Origin of the sequence: Streptomyces sp. NPDC057543 (genome assembly GCF_042801895.1) — a bacterium.
Classification (GTDB): Bacteria; Actinomycetota; Actinomycetes; order Streptomycetales; family Streptomycetaceae; genus Streptomyces.
In genome coordinates, this window is record NZ_JBHVFF010000204.1 from 1 (window position 1) to 15,604 (window position 15,604).

The window sequence follows — 15,604 nt, forward strand, 5'->3', positions numbered from 1 at the left end:
GGAGTCCGGTGGGCACCCCGCCCGGCGGTGCGGGACGGTCCGGAACTACTCGCAGGTCCCGGCGAACGTCTTGCGGGTCACCACATCGGTGGCCGCGGCGCTCGTGTCGAGCCACGCGACGCGCTGGCCGTCACCGAGCGACGGGGCCAGCTGGGCGCCGGAGGAGCAGGAGACGCGGGTGTAGTTGTTGAGACCGGCGAGCACGTCGGCGGTCTTGGAGACCATCGCCTTCATCGGACCGTTCCAGGCGCCGAGCCCGCCCCAGATGTCGTACGTGGAGTAGGCGAAGTAGTCGTCGTTCACCGAGAACTGGGCGACGTAGGTGCTCGACGGGTAGCGCAGCTTCGCGGCCTTGGACAGGTCGCCGACCGGCGCCGACATGAACGTCGTGCTCGGGATCAGGAAGCCGCCCGTCTCGCGCCAGAAGACGTGGTCCGAGGTGATCTGGATATCGGAGACCCAGTTGAAGAGGAAGCCGGTGATCCGCTTGGTCTGTGTGGTGCCCTTCGCGATGTCGTAGACATAGACGTACGTGCCGTCGCCGCCGGCCCAGGCGATCGTGCCGTTCTTCATCGCGAGGTGGGCGGCCTTGGTGCCTGCCTCCGGGGTCACATTCACCGTCGTGCCGTCGGCCTTGCGGAGGATGACGTCCTGCTCGCCGTCGGCGGTGGTGCTGATGTAGGCGAGCGCGCCGTTCTCGGTCACCGGCTCGGTCTCGTCCACGCCCGGCTCGTCGACCAGCTTCCTGATCTCGCCCTGGCCCTTGTTGCCGGACTGGTAGATGCCGATGCCGTCGGCGGCGATCCGGGTGAAGACGATCCGGTCATTGTCGAGGGACGGGTCGAGCAGGTAGGCGTCCTTCTGGGCCAGTTCGTGCGTCGGCTTCTTGTCGAAGCGGCCCACGGTGATGCCGAAGGCGGCGCTGCCCTGGTCCCAGGCGATGGCGTCGCCGTGGCTGATCGCGTAGACGTCGCCGTTGATCTGAGCGGCCTGCTCGTCGACCCCGCTGTAGACCTCGTACGCGGGCAGGATGTCGGCGCCGATGGTGGTGCCGTCGTGCGTGCCGCCCTTCTGCTCCCAGCCGGTCTCGATGCCGTGGTCGTCGAAGGCCTTGGCGATGACGGCGAGATCGGCCTTCGAGACGTTCAGGGACTTGGCGGCGAGGGTGACCGCGTTGCGCATGTCGGTGAAGCCGGACAGCGGTGTGAGGTAGTTCTGCGCGGACCGGTAGATGATCCGGTCCGCGAGCTTGCTGTCGAGGTTCTTGCGCATGTCCCACAGTGCGCCGCCGACGATGGTGGAGTTGTGGTGCACCCCGCCGTTGTCGATGTCGAGCGTGATGGGCTCGTAGTCCTTCTGCGCGTTGCGTCCGTCGTTCAGGTCGCGCAGGGCGCACTCCTCCAGCGGCTTCGTGCCGTTGCAGAGGTACTCCCCGATGAGGCCGGACGTGGGGTCGCTCATCGCGATGCCCTTGTCGGCGGTCTCCATGGCGTTGCCGAAGTAGTCGGATATCGCCTCGTTGAGCGCGCCCGACTGGTTGAGGTAGACGAGCCCGGCGGAGTGCTCGGTGACGCCGTGCGTCATCTCGTGGCCGACGACGTCCAGGCCCACGGACAGCGGCACGCCGTCCATGTGACCGTAGACCATCTTGGAACCGTCCCAGAAGGCGTTGGCGTAGTCCTTGCCGTTCGCGGCGACATTGACGACGGAGTAGATCGTGCCGCCCTTGCCGTCGACACCGTCGCGGCCGATCTGGTTCTTGTAGTACTCGTAGACCTTCGCCGCGTTCAGGTGCGCGTCGACCGCGCCCGACGAGGTGTTCGCGCCGTCGAAGCGGTCGCTCGCCGATGTGCCCAGCCGGATGTCGTCGGTGACCGGGCCGCCCGCGACGGCCGTGTATTGCTTGCGGTTGGCGTCGTACGTGCGGATCTGGCCGCCGGTCTGCGCGTACATGGAGCGGGTGGAGTCGACGAGCGTGTACGAGCCGTCCGCCTCCTTGTTGACGTTCAGCTTCGCCTCGCCGCCGTCGACGCGTACGCCCGTCCCCTCCGCAGGCGACGCGTCCGCCGCGTCGATGTTGTTGTACGAGAGCGCGATGCCGCCCACGCGCGCGTCGACGTACACCTCCTGGCGCACCGGGCTGCCGTCCGCCTTGCCGCCGGTGACGGTGAAGTGCCAGGCCAGCCTGCCGCCGTGGGCGTCGGGCAGCACGGACAGGCCGTGCGCCTCGGTCTTCGCGCCCTGCACGCCGGACAGGCCGCGGTCGAGCGTGAACATCCGCTGCTTCGCGGTGGCTTCGGTCACCTTCGGTGTGGTGGAGACCGTAAGGTCCGTGTAGAGCGTGCCGGTCGCGGAGGTGACCTGCTGGCCGCCGTCGGCCGCCTCCGTCTGCACCGCGTACTCCGCGCCGAAGACCGGGACGCCGTCGTGCTTCTGCTGGAAGCGGACCGAGGACTGCTTGCCGTCCTTGGTCGTCTGCACCGTCTTCAGGTCGGAGACGGGCACCTTGTACGTGTCCTTGTGGGCCTTCAGATGGGCCCGGGCGGCCTCGGCAGGCGTGCCCGCGCGGGCGGACTTGTCCAGCCCCTGTGTCATCGCGGGAGCGACCGGCACCGGGCTCGTCGCCGTGGTGGCCGCGGCGGTGGTGTCCTCCGCCCAGGCCGGCGCGGTCAGCAGTGCCGATCCGGTGGCGGTGACGACCACACCGGTCGCCAGCATCCGCCGTATCCTCGTTCTCTTCACAGAACCCTCCCCATCGCACACCTCTCCGGAGGGACGCGCACGCCCCGTCCGGTTGACGGGGTAGATGTTTCGGTACGCGGGGTTCCGCTAACAAGAGATGGACCTGGCGCGAACATGCCGTGGCGTAAATGCGCCTCAAGGAAGGTGCGACGCAACCGAGTTGCCGGTTTCGTCGTCCAGCCAGCCCGCGCGGGCCGCGTACCAGCCGAGTTGGAAGCGGGTCGCGGCGCCGACCTCGTCCATCAGGGCGTGCAGGCGTCGCTGAACGGTGCGATGGCCCATGCCCAGTTGACGGGCGATGGCGGCGTCGGTCAGCCCGACGTGGAGGAGGGCGACGATCTCCCGGTCGACCGCCGCGACCGGGGACTCGTCCTTGCCCACGTTGCCCGAGACGCTCAGCCGCCACCCTTTCTCGAAGTGCTCGTCGAAGAGCGAACCGAGAGCGGTGAGCAGGCCGGTACGGTGCACCACGAGCGCCACAGGTTCGTTCTCGCGCTCCGGGTCCAGGGGCAGCAGCGCGATACGACGGTCCACGATGATGAGCTTGATCGGCACCCGGTCCGTGACGGAGATCTGCTGGCCCTGGGTCACGCAGGACGCCAGCAGGGTCGCGGTCTCCGGGTGTTCCAGCCACACGCGGTCGACGACACTGCGCACGGTCACACCGCGGCGCATGAGTTCGAAGTCCGCCTCCTCATGGTTGTCCGCGAAGGAGAGCACCGCGGGCACGTGTCTGGACGGCACCAGGGTGCACACCTCGCTCCTGGCCTGACGCTGCATGGTCAGCAGGCGTCGCCGGATCGCCGCCGGTCCGGACAGCACCTCTACTGGCGCTCCCGACGCGTGCGCCTGCGCGGAGCGGTGCCGCTCGGTGAGGTCCCCCACGAGCGACTCGACCCGGTGCAGCGCGGACCGGCGGGCTTCGAGGAGCGGCCCGAGTGCGAGGACGGGCGAGGCGGCACGGTACCGGAAGATGCCGTCGGCGTCCGGCCGGTCGGCACTGGCGAGCCCGCGTTCGACGAGCGCATCGAGGGCGCTCGCCACCGCGTGGTCGCTCAATGGGCCCGCGAGCGCGGCCGGTTCGCTGTCGGGACGGTCCACGAGCAGCCGGTAGACCGCGTCCTCGTCCGGTCCGAGACCGAGCAGGGTGAGCAGGGACGCGTCCATCGGGTCGTGCGGCCGGTCGTCGGGGTGCAGGGTTCAGGCCCTGTTCAGGCGGGGTACGAACGCGTCGGACGACGCGGGCCGGTCGTTGCCGGAGTCCTGGGCTCCGTTGACCGCCGCGGTCACCGCCGTGCAGCCGTCGCCGTCCGCGCCGTAACGTTCGCACACCTTGCTCGCTGCCTGGACACCCGCCACCGGGCCCACCCCTTCCTGGTGCGTCGTTGACGGGAGTCAGATTATCCGGCCAATTCCGTGCGGAGCGCGGCGGCCACGTTCCGGGGCGCCCTGACGGTGGCGCAGACGAGGCCGCCCGGCCGGCATTACTCGCCCGGCAGCTCCCGCGGCCAGCGGCCGATCTCACGGAGCAGTCCCATGAACGCACGCTCCGCCGGGGACAGTACGCGGTCGCGCCGCCGCACCAGGCTGATGGGGCGCGACCGGGGCCGCGGTGTCACCGGGAGGACGGCGAGCGATCCGGCGCGCACATCGTCCACCACGGCGTGCTCCGAGATGAGCGACACTCCGAGCCCCGCAGCCACGCACTGCTTGACGGCCTCGGGCCCCCAGATGTCCCCGTGCGGAACGTCCGCCAGCTGCCACTCCGCCAAGACCTGTTCCTGCAGCTCCCGGGTCTGGGAGCCGGGCTCCCGGAGCAGGAACCGTGACTCCGCCAGATCCTGCGGCCGGACCTCGGCCGCGTCGGCCAGCGGATGGGCGGGCGCGGCGATCAGCACCAGCCGCTCGTCGAGCACGGTCTCCGGGACCAGTTGCGCGGCCGTCGTCGCGCCCGCCACCACCGCGATCCCGATGGCACCCGACATCAACCGCTCCAGCACGGCCTCGTTGTTGCCGACGAAGATGTCGCATTCGATGCCCGGATGCCGCTCCTGGTACCGCGCGAGCAGCGGTGGCAGCAGATACGTGCCGACCGTCGTCGTGCCTCCCACCAGCAGCCGCCCGGAGGTCAGCCCGCTCACCTGCTGCACGGCGGCGACCGCCTCGTCGGCGAGGAGGAAGACCCGCCGGCCGTATTCGGCGAGTACCTCGCCCTCGGCCGTCGGCCTGATCCGGGCCCCCGACCGGTCGATCAGCGTGACGCGCAAGGACTGTTCGAACCGGCGCACCTGATTGGAGACCGATGGCTGGCTCATGTACAGCTTGTGCGCGGCCGCCGAGAATCCCTGGTGCTCGACCACCTGCATAAAGATCCACAACCGGTGGAGGTTGAGTTCCACACGCCTCCCTAAGGGCTGTCCCGTAGTCCCTGGTGGATCAGCGCGCGGCGTCGGATGCGGTGCATCGCAAGGCGGAGGGGCGCTCGCATACTGGCGTATTCGGGCGTTCCGACAACGCGGCGAGGTGTCGTAGCTGTCGTCGTGCGCCCGCCAGGGATGACGGGACAGCCCTTACTCGTAGTCGTACACCGTCACCGCTATGCCCCGGCTCAGCAGCCGCTTCGCTATCAGCGGCTCGATTCCGGACCAGGTGCCGCCCGCCAATCCGCAGCCGATCCGCGGCATATGGACCGAAGCCCCCAGCTCGACGGCCCGGTCGGCCACGGCACCCAGGGCCGTGTCGATCGCCTCGTAGCGCACCGGGACCCCCTTGCTGCCCGTGCGTATCCCCCGCTGGCCCACCATGTTCGCCACCCAGAGGTACGGACTCACCTGGACGAACTGGGCCGCGCCGAGGCCGAAGTCGTTATTCGCGCGCTCCCGGTGCCAGAGGCGGTAGGCCTTCTCCGGTCCGGGCCAGCGACGCGAGACGGCCAGGACGAAGCCCTTGCCCCAGCCGCCGAGGTCATTGCAGACATGCGCGATCAGCTTGACGCCCTTGCCCTGTGGGGTGGTCGCGTCGCCCCGTACGTACGTGATCTCCGACATGACACCAGCGTAGGAGCCACCACTGACAGCGGGACCGCGCCGGGATGCTGCCGGGAGCTTTCACAGCAATGGTGAGACAGCAATACTGGTGCACCTGATTGGTGCAGACGCAGCAGTTCACCGCTGGGTCGGAACGCGAGGAGCAGACATGGCGACCGGGACCGAGGACGCGACGCTCACCGTCGACGAGCTGGCGGCGCGCGCCGGTGTCACCGTACGCACCGTGCGTTTCTACAGCACCCGGGGTCTGCTGCCGCCGCCGGTGATCGGTCCGCGTCGTGTCGGGCACTACGGGCATGAGCATCTGTCCCGGCTCGCGCTCATCGAGGAGCTTCAGCACCAGGGCATGACGCTGGCCGCGATCGAACGGTATCTGGAGCAGCTGCCGCCGGACCTGAGCGCCCATGACCTGGCGATCCACCGGGCGCTGGTGGCGTCCTGGGCGCCCGAGCGGGCCGAGGACGCGACGCGGGCGGAACTGGAGCGGCGGGCGGGCCGGGCGCTGACCGAGCAGGACATAGCGCGGCTGGCCGCGATGGGTGTGCTGGAGCGCGCGGAGCCCGTCGACGGCAGTTACCGGGTGGACCCGGGGCTGCTGCGGCTCGGGGTCGAACTGCTCGGCGTGCCGATCGCGCACGAGACGATTCTGGCCGCGCGCACGGTTCTGCTGGAGCACTCCCGGTCGGCCGCGCGGGAGCTGACCCGGCTGTTCCGGGACGAGGTCTGGAGTCCGTACCGGGTGCGGGAGTCGGACCCGGAGCATGTGGCGGCGATGAAGTCGCTGTCGGCCCATATGCAGCCGATGGTGCTGCAGGCGCTGGTCACCGCCTTCCAGCGGTCGTTGAAGGAGGAGTTGCGGGCCGCGTTCACGGCGGAGTGTAAACCGCCCGCGGGGCCGCGGTGGGGGTGGGTGGGGGGGGCCCCCGCTGACCCGGGTTGTTTTTGGGTGGTGTGGGGGGCGGGTTTCCGGGGGGTGTTAACCCGCCCCGCGGGACTGCTGTCAGTCGTGGAAAGTCTCGCCCTTCTCGGCCTTCTCCACGAGCAGCGCGGGCGGCAGGAACCGGTCGCCGTAGCGCTCGGCGAGCTCCCGGGCGCGGGCGACGAAACCGGGCAGGCCGCCCTCGTACCCGTTGATGTACTGGAGCACGCCGCCGGTCCACGGCGGGAAGCCGATGCCCATGATGGAGCCGATGTTGGCGTCGGCGACGGAGACGAGGACGTTCTCCTCCAGGCAGCGGACGCTGTCCAGCGCCTCGGAGAACAGCATCCGTTCCTTCATGTCCTCGAACGGGACATCGGCGTCCGGCTCGGCGAAGTGCTCGCGCAGCCCCGGCCACAGACGCGTGCGCTTTCCGGTCTCGTCGTACTCGTAGAAGCCCGCGCCACCGCTGCGTCCCGGGCGGTCGAACTCGTCGACCATCCGGTCGATGACCCCGTCCGCCGGGTGTTCGGCCCAGGTGCCGCCGGCCGCCTCCACGGCACGCCTGGTCTCGTTGCGGATCTTGCGCGGCAGGGTGAGGGTCAGCTCGTCCATCAGGGAGAGCACCTTGGCCGGGTAGCCGGACTGTGCCGCGGCCTGCTCGACCGATGCGGGCTCGACGCCCTCGCCGACCATGGCGACGCCCTCGTTGATGAACTGGCCGATGACGCGCGAGGTGAAGAAGCCGCGGGAGTCGTTGACGACGATCGGGGTCTTCTTGATCCGGCGGACCAGGTCGAAGGCGCGGGCCAGGGCCTCGTCGCCGGTCTTCTCGCCCTTGATGATCTCGACGAGCGGCATCTTGTCCACGGGCGAGAAGAAGTGCAGCCCGATGAAGTCGACGGGCCGCGAGACGCCCCCGGCGAGGACCGTGATGGGCAGGGTCGAGGTGTTGGAACAGAGCAGCGCGTCCGGCTCGATGATGTCCTGGATCTCCTGGAACACCTTGTGCTTGAGCGCGGTGTCCTCGAAGACGGCCTCGATCACGGCGTCGCAGCCCGCCAGGTCGGCCGGGTCACCGGTCGGGGTGATGCGGGCCAGCAGTTCGTCGCGCTCGGCCTCGGTGGTACGTCCCCGGGAGAGCGCCTTGTCGAGGAGCTTCTCGCTGTACGCCTTGCCCTTGGCTGCGGCCTCCTGTGAGACGTCCTTGAGGACGACCTCGATGCCGGCGCGGGCGCAGGAGTACGCGATGCCCGCGCCCATCATCCCGGCGCCGAGCACGGCGACCTTGCGGACCTGGCGCTCCTCGATGCCCTTGGGGCGGCCGGCGCCGGAGTTGACGGCCTGGAGGTCGAAGAAGAACGCCTGGATCATGTTCTTCGCGACCTGGCCGGTGACCAGTTCGGTGAAGTAGCGGGCCTCGATCGTCAGCGCGGTATCGAAGTCGACCTGCGAGCCCTCGACGGCGGCGGCCAGGATGTTGCGGGGCGCGGGCATCGGGGCGCCCGCGATCTGCTTCTTCAGATTGGCCGGGAAAGCGGGAAGATTCGCCGCGAACTTCGGGTTCGACGGGGTGCCGCCGGGAATCCGGTATCCCTTGACGTCCCAGGGCTGCTGGGACTCCGGGTTGGCGTCGATGAAGGCGCGGGCCTTGTCGAGCATCTCTTCCCTGGTGGCGGCGACCTCGTGGATCAGGCCGTTCTCCAGAGCGCGCCGCGGGGTGTACTGGGTGCCCTGGAGGAGGACCTTCAGCAGCGCGTCGGCGATGCCCATGAGGCGTACGGTGCGGGTGACGCCGCCGCCCGCGGGCAGCAGACCGAGGGTGACCTCGGGCAGGCCGATCCGGGAGCCGGGTGCGTCGAGGGCGACTCGGTGGTGCGAGGCGAGGGCGATCTCGTAACCGCCGCCGAGCGCCGCTCCGTTGATGGCTGCGACGACGGGCTTTCCGAGGGTCTCGATGCGGCGCAGCGAGTTCTTGATGGCGGTGCCGGTGTCGAAGGCCTGCTGGGCGTTCTCGGGACCGACCTTGATCATGTCCTTGAGGTCGCCGCCTGCGAAGAAGGTCTTCTTCGCGGAGGTGTAGATGATGCCGCGGATGGAGTCCTTCTCGGCCTCGGCGCGGTCGGCGATGGCCGCGATGGAGTCCTTGAAGGCCTGGTTCATCGTGTTGGCGGACTGGTCGGGGTCGTCGAGTACGAGGGTGACGACGCCGGTCTCGTCCTGTTCCCAGCGGATGGTCGTGCTCTCGGTCATTGCTTTTCTTCTCCGTAAGCAGGGGTGGCCGGGGAACGGTCAGAGACGCTCGATGACGGTGGCGATGCCCATGCCGCCACCGACGCAGAGGGTGGCGAGGCCGTACCGCCGGTCGCGCCGCTCCAGTTCGTCGACGAGGGTGCCGAGGATCATCGCCCCCGTGGCGCCGAGCGGGTGGCCCAGCGCGATGGCGCCGCCGTTGACGTTGATCTTGTCGAGCGAGAGCCCCATGTCCCTGGCGAAGCGGAGCACGACTCCGGCGAACGCCTCGTTGATCTCGACGAGGTCGATGTCCTCGATGGTCAGCCCGGCCTTGGCGAGGGCCTTGCGGGTGGCGGGCGCGGGGCCGGTCAGCATGATGGTGGGCTCGGAGCCGGAGACTGCGGCGGAGATGATCCGGGCGCGCGGCGTGAGTCCGTAGCGCTCACCGACCTCCTGGTTGCCGATCGCGACGAGCGCGGCGCCGTCGACGATGCCGGAGGAGTTGCCCGCGTGGTGGACGTGGTCGATCTTCTCGACCCAGTGGTACTTCTGGAGCGCGACGGCGTCGAAGCCGCCCATTTCGCCGATCGTGGCGAAGGACGGCTTGAGCGCGGCGAGCGAGTCGGCGGTGGTGCCGGGCCGCATGTGCTCGTCGTGGTCGAGGACGACGAGACCGTTGCGGTCCTTGACGGGGACGACGGAGCGTGCGAAGCGGCCGTCCTTCCACGCTTCGGCGGCGCGCTCCTGGGAGAGCGCGGCGAATTCGTCGACGTCGCGGCGGGAGAAGCCCTCGATGGTGGCGATGAGGTCGGCGCCGACGCCCTGCGGGGCGAATCCGGTGTCGAAGTTCGTCATGGGGTCCATCGCCCAGGCGCCGCCGTCGGAACCCATCGGGACTCGGGACATCGACTCGACGCCGCCCGCGAGGACGAGGTCCTCCCAGCCCGAACGGACCTTGGCGGCGGCCAGGTTGACGGCTTCCAGGCCCGACGCGCAGAAGCGGTTCTCCTGGACGCCCGCGACGGAGTCCGGGAGGCCGGCGGCGATGGCGGCGATCCGGGCGATGTCGGAGCCCTGGTCGCCGAGCGGGCTGACCACGCCGAGGACGATGTCGTCGATGGCCGCAGGGTCCAGGCCGGGGAAGCGGCTGCGGATTTCGTGGATGAGGCCGACGACGAGGTCGATCGGCTTGGTGCCGTGCAGGGCACCGTTGGCCTTGCCGCGGCCGCGCGGGGTGCGGATCGCGTCGTAGACGAACGCTTCGGTACTCAAGTCAGCAGCCTTTCGAGGGTGGTTGTGCGTCAGGTGTCAGGCGAGCAGCGAGCGGCCGATGATCTCCTTCATGATCTCGGTCGTGCCGCCGTAGATGGTCTGGATGCGGCCGTCGGTGAACGCCTTGGCGACCGGATACTCCGCCATGTAGCCGTAACCGCCGTGGAGTTGGAGGCAGCGGTCGGCGACTCGTTTCTGCAGTTCGGTGGCCCACCACTTGGCCATCGAGGCGTGCACGGCGTCGAGGGTTCCGTCGGAGTGGTCGACGATGCAGCGGTCGACGAAGGTGCGGGTGACGGTGCACTCGGTGGCCATCTCGGCGATCTCGAACCGGATGTGCTGGAGCTTGGAGAGCGGCCGTCCGAAGGCCTCGCGCTCCTTGACGTACCGCGTGGTGATCTCCAGCAGATGTTCGGCGGCGGCGATTCCGGCGACCGCTATGCCCATCCGTTCCTGCGCGAGATTGGTCATCAGATGGATGAAGGCGCCGTCGCGCTCGCCGAGCAGGTTCTCCTTCGGGACACGGACGTCGTTGAAGAACAACTCGGCGGTGTCCTGGGACTTCTGGCCGATCTTGTCGAGGTTGCGGCCCCGCTCGAAGCCTTCCGCGCCGCGTTCGACGACGATCAGCGAGAGCCCCTTCGCACCGCCCTCCGGAGTTGTCTTCGCCACGACGACCACCAGGTCGGCGAGGATGCCGTTGGAGATGAACGTCTTGGAGCCGTTGAGCAGCCAGTGGTCGCCCTTGTCCTCGGCGGTGGTGCGGATGCCCTGGAGGTCGGAACCGGCGCCGGGTTCGGTCATCGCGATGGCGGTGATGACCTCGCCGCTGCAGAAGCCGGGCAGCCAGCGCCGCTTCTGCTCCTCGGTGCCGAGGCCGGTGAGGTAGGGGCCGATGATGTCGTTGTGCAGCCCGAGCGCGAGTCCGGGCGCACCGGCCCGGGTGAACTCCTCGGCGAGGACGGCGCTGTAACGGAAGTCGGCGTTGCCGCCGCCTCCGTACTCCTCGGGCACCGCGAGACCGAGCAGCCCCTGCCGGCCGGCCGCGAGCCACGCCTCGCGGGAGACGATGCCGTCCTTCTCCCACTGCTCGTAGTGCGGGAGGACCTCCTTGGCGAGGAAGGTGCGGACGGTCGCGCGAAACGCTTCGTGCTCTTCGGTGTAGATCTTCCGCTGCACTACGGAGCCTCCTGAAGCCGGTTCTTGACGGTGGGGATCGGCCGGCCCGGTCCGGGGCCGGCCGGGACGGCGCCGGCCACCGTCACGCCGGCCTCGCGGCAGGCCTCGGTGCGGTCGTCCGCGCAACCCTCGGGGCGGGGCGGGGAGAGTCCCATCAGCCGGTGGTGTCCTTCCGGGTCCCGGCGAGGCCGGGTACCTCCCAGTCGGCGGCGACGGCCTCGGTGTCCGCGCCGGGCCGCGCGGGCCCGCCGCGCACGGAGACGGGGGTGGCGGAGAAGCGGGGTGCGGGTGCGGGCTGGGTGAGTCCGCCGTGCTCGACGAAGGTGGACCGGGCGGCGATGTGCGGGTGGTGAGGCGCCTCGCGGAGCGAGAGGACGGGGGCCACGCAGGCGTCCGTGCCCTCGAACACCTCGGTCCATTCCGCGCGCGTACGGGTCCTGAACCGGTCGGCGACGAGCGTGCGCAACTCCTCCCAGCGTGTGATGTCTTGCCGGTCCGGGGCTTCGTCCCCGATGCCGAGGAGCGCGCTGAACTCGTCGTAGAACCGCTGCTCCAGCGGGCCGACCGCCATGTACTGGCCGTCGGCGGTCTCGTACGAACCGTAGAACGGGCAACCGCCGTCCAGGAGGTTGGAGCCGCGCCGGTCCTGCCAGCCGCCCGCCGCCAGCATTCCGTGGATCATCGTGGCGAGGTGGGCGGCGCCGTCGACGATCGCCGCGTCCACGACCTGGCCCCGGCCACCGGGGGTGCGGGCATGCTGGAGGGCGGCGAGGACGCCGACGACGAGATAGAGCGAGCCGCCCGCGTAGTCGCCGACCAGATTGGCCGGGACGGTGGGCGGCTCCCCGGGCTTACCGATCACGGAAAGGGTGCCGGTGAGGGCGATGTAGGCGATGTCGTGGCCGGCTCGTTCGGCGAGCGGTCCGTCCTGGCCCCAGCCGGTCATCCGTCCGTAGACGAGCCGCGGGTTACGGGCCAGCGCGGCGTCGGGGCCTACGCCGAGGCGTTCGGCGACGCCCGGCCGGTAGCCCTCGATCAGGATGTCGGCGCGCTCGGCCAGATCGAGCGCCTTGGCGGCCCCGTCCTCGGCCTTGAGGTCGATGAGCACGGAACGTTTGTTGCGGTTGGTGAGGTCGTACGCGGGGTCGATGCCGAGCCCGGAGCCGCCGGGCCGGTCGACCCTGACGACATCGGCGCCGAGGTCCGCGAGGAGCATCGCGGCGAACGGGCCGGGTCCGATGCCTGCCAGTTCGACCACGCGCACGCCTGCCAGCGGACCGTGCTCTGTCGTTGCCATCAAGCCCCCAGCGGTATGACACAACTGATGTAACAGTGATGATGCTAAGAACGCACCGCGCTCCGCAACCCCTTTGGCCGAGCAAGCGCTTAGCACTTTCTCCCGGATCCTCCCTCAAGATCGCCGCCCGACCGCACACCGCCACGGCCCCCTCCGCTAACCTCTGCCTGCTATATCGGCGCCGGCCCCTGCGGAGGCACTCGTGAACAGGCAGAACGGGGCACAACGCCCCTATGACGTGGTCCTCTTCGGTGCCACCGGCTTCGTGGGCACCCTCACCGCCGAATATCTCGCCGCCCACGCACCCGACGGCTTCCGCTGGGCCGTGGCCGGACGCAACCGGACCAAACTGGAACAGCTGCGCGAACGCCTCACCGCGATCGACCCGCGCTGCGCGGATCTCCCGCTGCTGCGTGCCGACGCCGACGACGCGCACGAGCTGCGCGAACTCGCCGAATCCGCCCATGTGGTGGCGACGACGGTGGGCCCCTACGTCTGGTACGGCGAGCACCTGGTCGCGGCCTGCGCCGAGGCCGGTACGGACTACGCTGACCTCACCGGCGAGGCAGAGTTCGTGGACCGGATGTATCTGGAGCACGACGCGCGGGCCCGCGAGACCGGGGCACGGCTCGTGCACGCCTGCGGATTCGACTCCGTACCGCACGACCTCGGGGTGTACTTCACCGTCCAGCAGCTGCCGCGGGACGTGCCGCTGAGCGTCGACGGGTTCGTCCGCAGCAACGCCGCCTTCTCCGGCGGTACGTTCGCCTCCGCGCTCACCGCGATGGGCCGCGGCCCCCGGACGCTGCGCGCCGCGCGGGAACGCCGCCTGCACGAGCCCCGTCTGGTGGCCCGCCGCGCCCGCGCCCCGCTCGGCGCTCCGCACTTCAGCGCGGAGACCGGCACCTGGGCGCTGCCGCTCCCCACGCTGGACCCGCGGATCGTCGAGCGTTCGGCGCGGGTGCTCGCCCGGTACGGCCCCGACTTCCGCTACCGCCACTTCGCCTCGGTGCGGCATCTGTCCGTGGCACTGGGCGGCACGGCCGCGATGGGCGCTCTTCTGGGTGCCGCGCAGGTACCGGCCGCGCGGTCCTGGCTGATGGACCGGTACGAGCCGGGCGAGGGCCCGGACGCGGAGCGCCGGGGGCGCAGCTGGTTCACCGTGCGTTTCGTCGGCGGGGGCGGCGGGCGACGGGTCTTCACCGAGGTGTCGGGCGGCGACCCCGGTTACGACGAAACGGCGAAGATGCTGGCCGAGTCCGTGCTCTGCCTCGCCCTGGACGAGCTGCCGGCGACATCGGGGCAGGTCACCACGGCTGTCGCGATGGGTGACGCGCTCCTGGAGCGGCTGCGCGCGGCGGGACTGAGCTTCCGGGTCGCGGCGAAGCGCTGAGCGGACGGCGGCGCGGCCATGCCGGTCGGAGCGATCACCCCAGTGCGACCAGGGCTGCTCCCACGACGGTGCCGGTCAGGGCGACGCGCACTCGTACGGGTGATGTCTGAGGCATATTCGGATCTCCTTACTCCTCGGCCGAGAAGACCGCGGGCATCCCCGTCCGCCGTGAACGCGCAGGCGGGAGCACCCCCCTCGAAGGGGTGGGAACGGGGTGGGTTCGCGTGTCCCGACGGGCCCTGTCGCTCCTCAACTGTGCAGCACGCGACGGGACGTTCACTACGCTCTGCGTCCCGCAGGTCGATGCGCCTGAGCACCTCCACGATGCACGGTTCTGGTTTCCGGGACGCCTGGAACTCCTTCAGCAACCGCATGGTCGAGGGGGTGTACGTGCCGGCGCTGTCGGTCGGCACCCCCGCGTGGTGGAGCAGGTACTGCCTCAACGCACAGGGCCCGGACCAGCACAAGCAGCGTCGGCGCGGCGGGGCGGCGCACGCTCTCGGGTCTCAGCGGCCCCGGCGGGTCAGAGCGCCCAGGCCACCAGCGTGCAGATCATCGAGACGGCCCAGGCCGCTCCCGCGAGAATGCCGAGCGTCATTCCCACCGCGACCCGGCGCTGGGCGAGGTAGACAGTTCCGGGTCGCGGGGATGTTCGGTGTTCGTTCATGCGTACCAGTCTGCCCGTCATGATCGGCGGGCGTTATCCGTACACGTACTCAGGTGATCGCTCAGGCGGTCGCTTCCCGCAGGGCCTGGCGGCAGAGTGCGTCGGCCCTGCGGGTGGTCTCCGGCTGACGGAAGTCGCGGGCCAGCAGCAGGGTGTGGGCGCAGGCGTTGTCCAGGCCGGTCCGGTGTCCGACGGAGACGAAAACCGGCTTGACGCCATCCTGGGTACGCAGTGCCCGGCCCACCTCCTCCTCGCCGTCGAGCAGCGGCGACCAATCGCCCCGGCGGGGGCCCGGTTGCTCGTACGTGAAGGTGAAAGGGTTCTTGGCGACGCCGATCACCGGGAGTCCGGTGAGCACTCCGAGGTGGCTGGCGAGCCCGAATCGACGCGGGTGCGCCAGGCCGTACCCGTCACAGACCACCAGTCCGGGGTCGACCGGCAGCGACTCCAGCGCGGCCAGCACGGTCGGGACCTCCCGGAAGGCGAGGAGGCCGGGGATGTACGGGAAGCTGATCCGGCCGACAGCGGTGGTCTCGGCGACCACGTCGAGCGTCGCCTCGTCCAGGACGACGGCTGCCGCCACGACGACGTCGCGCTCGTCGTCGTAGGCGACATCGACCCCGGTGACCCTGCCGGTGCCGGGCGCCGGGCCTGGCTCGTCGAGCACCACACGGGAGCGCAAGGCGTCCTGAACGGCTCGGGCTTCGGCCTCGTCGGCAGGCATCGGGAGCGTTGTCATAGTGCCGTCAAGTCTAAAGCTTGATCTTTAACCTTGAGATCCGAACGACTCGTCGTACTTGATCACTCGGAACGGTAATTGCCCTGCACGGAGGCGGCCTTCGGCTGAGCATGT

At 70.0% G+C, this 15,604-nt stretch carries 13 protein-coding genes and 1 pseudogene; 2 read left to right on the top strand and 12 right to left on the bottom strand.

Annotated elements, in window-relative coordinates; genetic code table 11:
* Positions 1 to 45: 45 nt before the first annotated feature.
* The 5 genes from ACFU8Q_RS28340 to ACFU8Q_RS28360 all read right to left on the bottom strand — a co-directional run bounded on the left by ACFU8Q_RS28340 (position 46) and on the right by ACFU8Q_RS28360 (position 5,789).
* Positions 46 to 2,718, bottom strand: coding sequence for a M4 family metallopeptidase (locus ACFU8Q_RS28340; protein ID WP_384458753.1), 2,673 nt, complete (start codon positions 2,716 to 2,718; stop codon positions 46 to 48).
* A gap of 159 nt (positions 2,719 to 2,877) precedes the next feature.
* Complete coding sequence (locus ACFU8Q_RS28345) at positions 2,878 to 3,909, bottom strand: helix-turn-helix transcriptional regulator (RefSeq protein ID WP_384458755.1); 1,032 nt, start codon at positions 3,907 to 3,909, stop codon at positions 2,878 to 2,880.
* Between the two features lie 33 nt (positions 3,910 to 3,942).
* Positions 3,943 to 4,101, bottom strand: a complete 159-nt coding sequence (locus tag ACFU8Q_RS28350; protein ID WP_384458757.1) for a hypothetical protein — start codon at positions 4,099 to 4,101, stop codon at positions 3,943 to 3,945.
* 125 nt (positions 4,102 to 4,226) lie between these two features.
* Positions 4,227 to 5,141 (bottom strand): LysR family transcriptional regulator, encoded by a 915-nt coding sequence (locus tag ACFU8Q_RS28355; RefSeq protein WP_384458759.1) that lies wholly within the window; start codon positions 5,139 to 5,141, stop codon positions 4,227 to 4,229.
* A 171-nt stretch (positions 5,142 to 5,312) separates the two neighbouring features.
* The gene (locus ACFU8Q_RS28360; RefSeq protein WP_384458761.1) at positions 5,313 to 5,789 is read right to left on the bottom strand and encodes a macro domain-containing protein; all 477 of its coding nucleotides are present in this window, start codon (positions 5,787 to 5,789) and stop codon (positions 5,313 to 5,315) included.
* A gap of 148 nt (positions 5,790 to 5,937) precedes the next feature.
* On the opposite strand from ACFU8Q_RS28360, the pseudogene ACFU8Q_RS28365 reads away from it, so the two are divergent.
* Positions 5,938 to 6,666, top strand: a pseudogene (locus tag ACFU8Q_RS28365) (MerR family transcriptional regulator); the annotation flags it as partial.
* A 123-nt stretch (positions 6,667 to 6,789) separates the two neighbouring features.
* Here ACFU8Q_RS28365 and ACFU8Q_RS28370 read toward each other — a convergent pair.
* The 5 genes from ACFU8Q_RS28370 to ACFU8Q_RS28390 are packed head-to-tail and all read right to left on the bottom strand — an operon-like array spanning position 6,790 to position 12,691.
* Positions 6,790 to 8,961, bottom strand: a complete 2,172-nt coding sequence (locus ACFU8Q_RS28370) for a 3-hydroxyacyl-CoA dehydrogenase NAD-binding domain-containing protein (protein WP_384458763.1) — start codon at positions 8,959 to 8,961, stop codon at positions 6,790 to 6,792.
* A gap of 39 nt (positions 8,962 to 9,000) precedes the next feature.
* Complete coding sequence (locus tag ACFU8Q_RS28375) at positions 9,001 to 10,215, bottom strand: acetyl-CoA C-acetyltransferase (protein WP_384458765.1); 1,215 nt, start codon at positions 10,213 to 10,215, stop codon at positions 9,001 to 9,003.
* Between the two features lie 36 nt (positions 10,216 to 10,251).
* Positions 10,252 to 11,394 (bottom strand): acyl-CoA dehydrogenase family protein, encoded by a 1,143-nt coding sequence (locus ACFU8Q_RS28380; protein WP_384458767.1) that lies wholly within the window; start codon positions 11,392 to 11,394, stop codon positions 10,252 to 10,254.
* Positions 11,394 to 11,549 (bottom strand): hypothetical protein, encoded by a 156-nt coding sequence (locus tag ACFU8Q_RS28385; RefSeq protein WP_384458769.1) that lies wholly within the window; start codon positions 11,547 to 11,549, stop codon positions 11,394 to 11,396. The genes ACFU8Q_RS28380 and ACFU8Q_RS28385 overlap by 1 nt, the downstream gene beginning before the upstream one ends.
* Positions 11,549 to 12,691: a CaiB/BaiF CoA transferase family protein gene (locus tag ACFU8Q_RS28390; protein ID WP_384458771.1), complete on the bottom strand. Its 1,143-nt coding sequence runs from the start codon at positions 12,689 to 12,691 to the stop codon at positions 11,549 to 11,551. The genes ACFU8Q_RS28385 and ACFU8Q_RS28390 overlap by 1 nt, the downstream gene beginning before the upstream one ends.
* A gap of 202 nt (positions 12,692 to 12,893) precedes the next feature.
* Here ACFU8Q_RS28390 and ACFU8Q_RS28395 point away from each other — a divergent pair, with 202 nt between their 5' ends.
* Complete coding sequence (locus tag ACFU8Q_RS28395) at positions 12,894 to 14,084, top strand: saccharopine dehydrogenase family protein (RefSeq protein ID WP_384458773.1); 1,191 nt, start codon at positions 12,894 to 12,896, stop codon at positions 14,082 to 14,084.
* A 523-nt stretch (positions 14,085 to 14,607) separates the two neighbouring features.
* Here the strand turns inward: ACFU8Q_RS28395 and mmpA are convergent.
* Together mmpA and ACFU8Q_RS28405 are read right to left on the bottom strand one after the other, a co-directional pair.
* The gene (gene mmpA, locus ACFU8Q_RS28400) at positions 14,608 to 14,751 is read right to left on the bottom strand and encodes a morphogenic membrane protein MmpA (protein WP_384458775.1); all 144 of its coding nucleotides are present in this window, start codon (positions 14,749 to 14,751) and stop codon (positions 14,608 to 14,610) included.
* 61 nt (positions 14,752 to 14,812) lie between these two features.
* Positions 14,813 to 15,490 (bottom strand): endonuclease V, encoded by a 678-nt coding sequence (locus ACFU8Q_RS28405; protein WP_384458777.1) that lies wholly within the window; start codon positions 15,488 to 15,490, stop codon positions 14,813 to 14,815.
* Positions 15,491 to 15,604 lie beyond the last annotated feature (114 nt).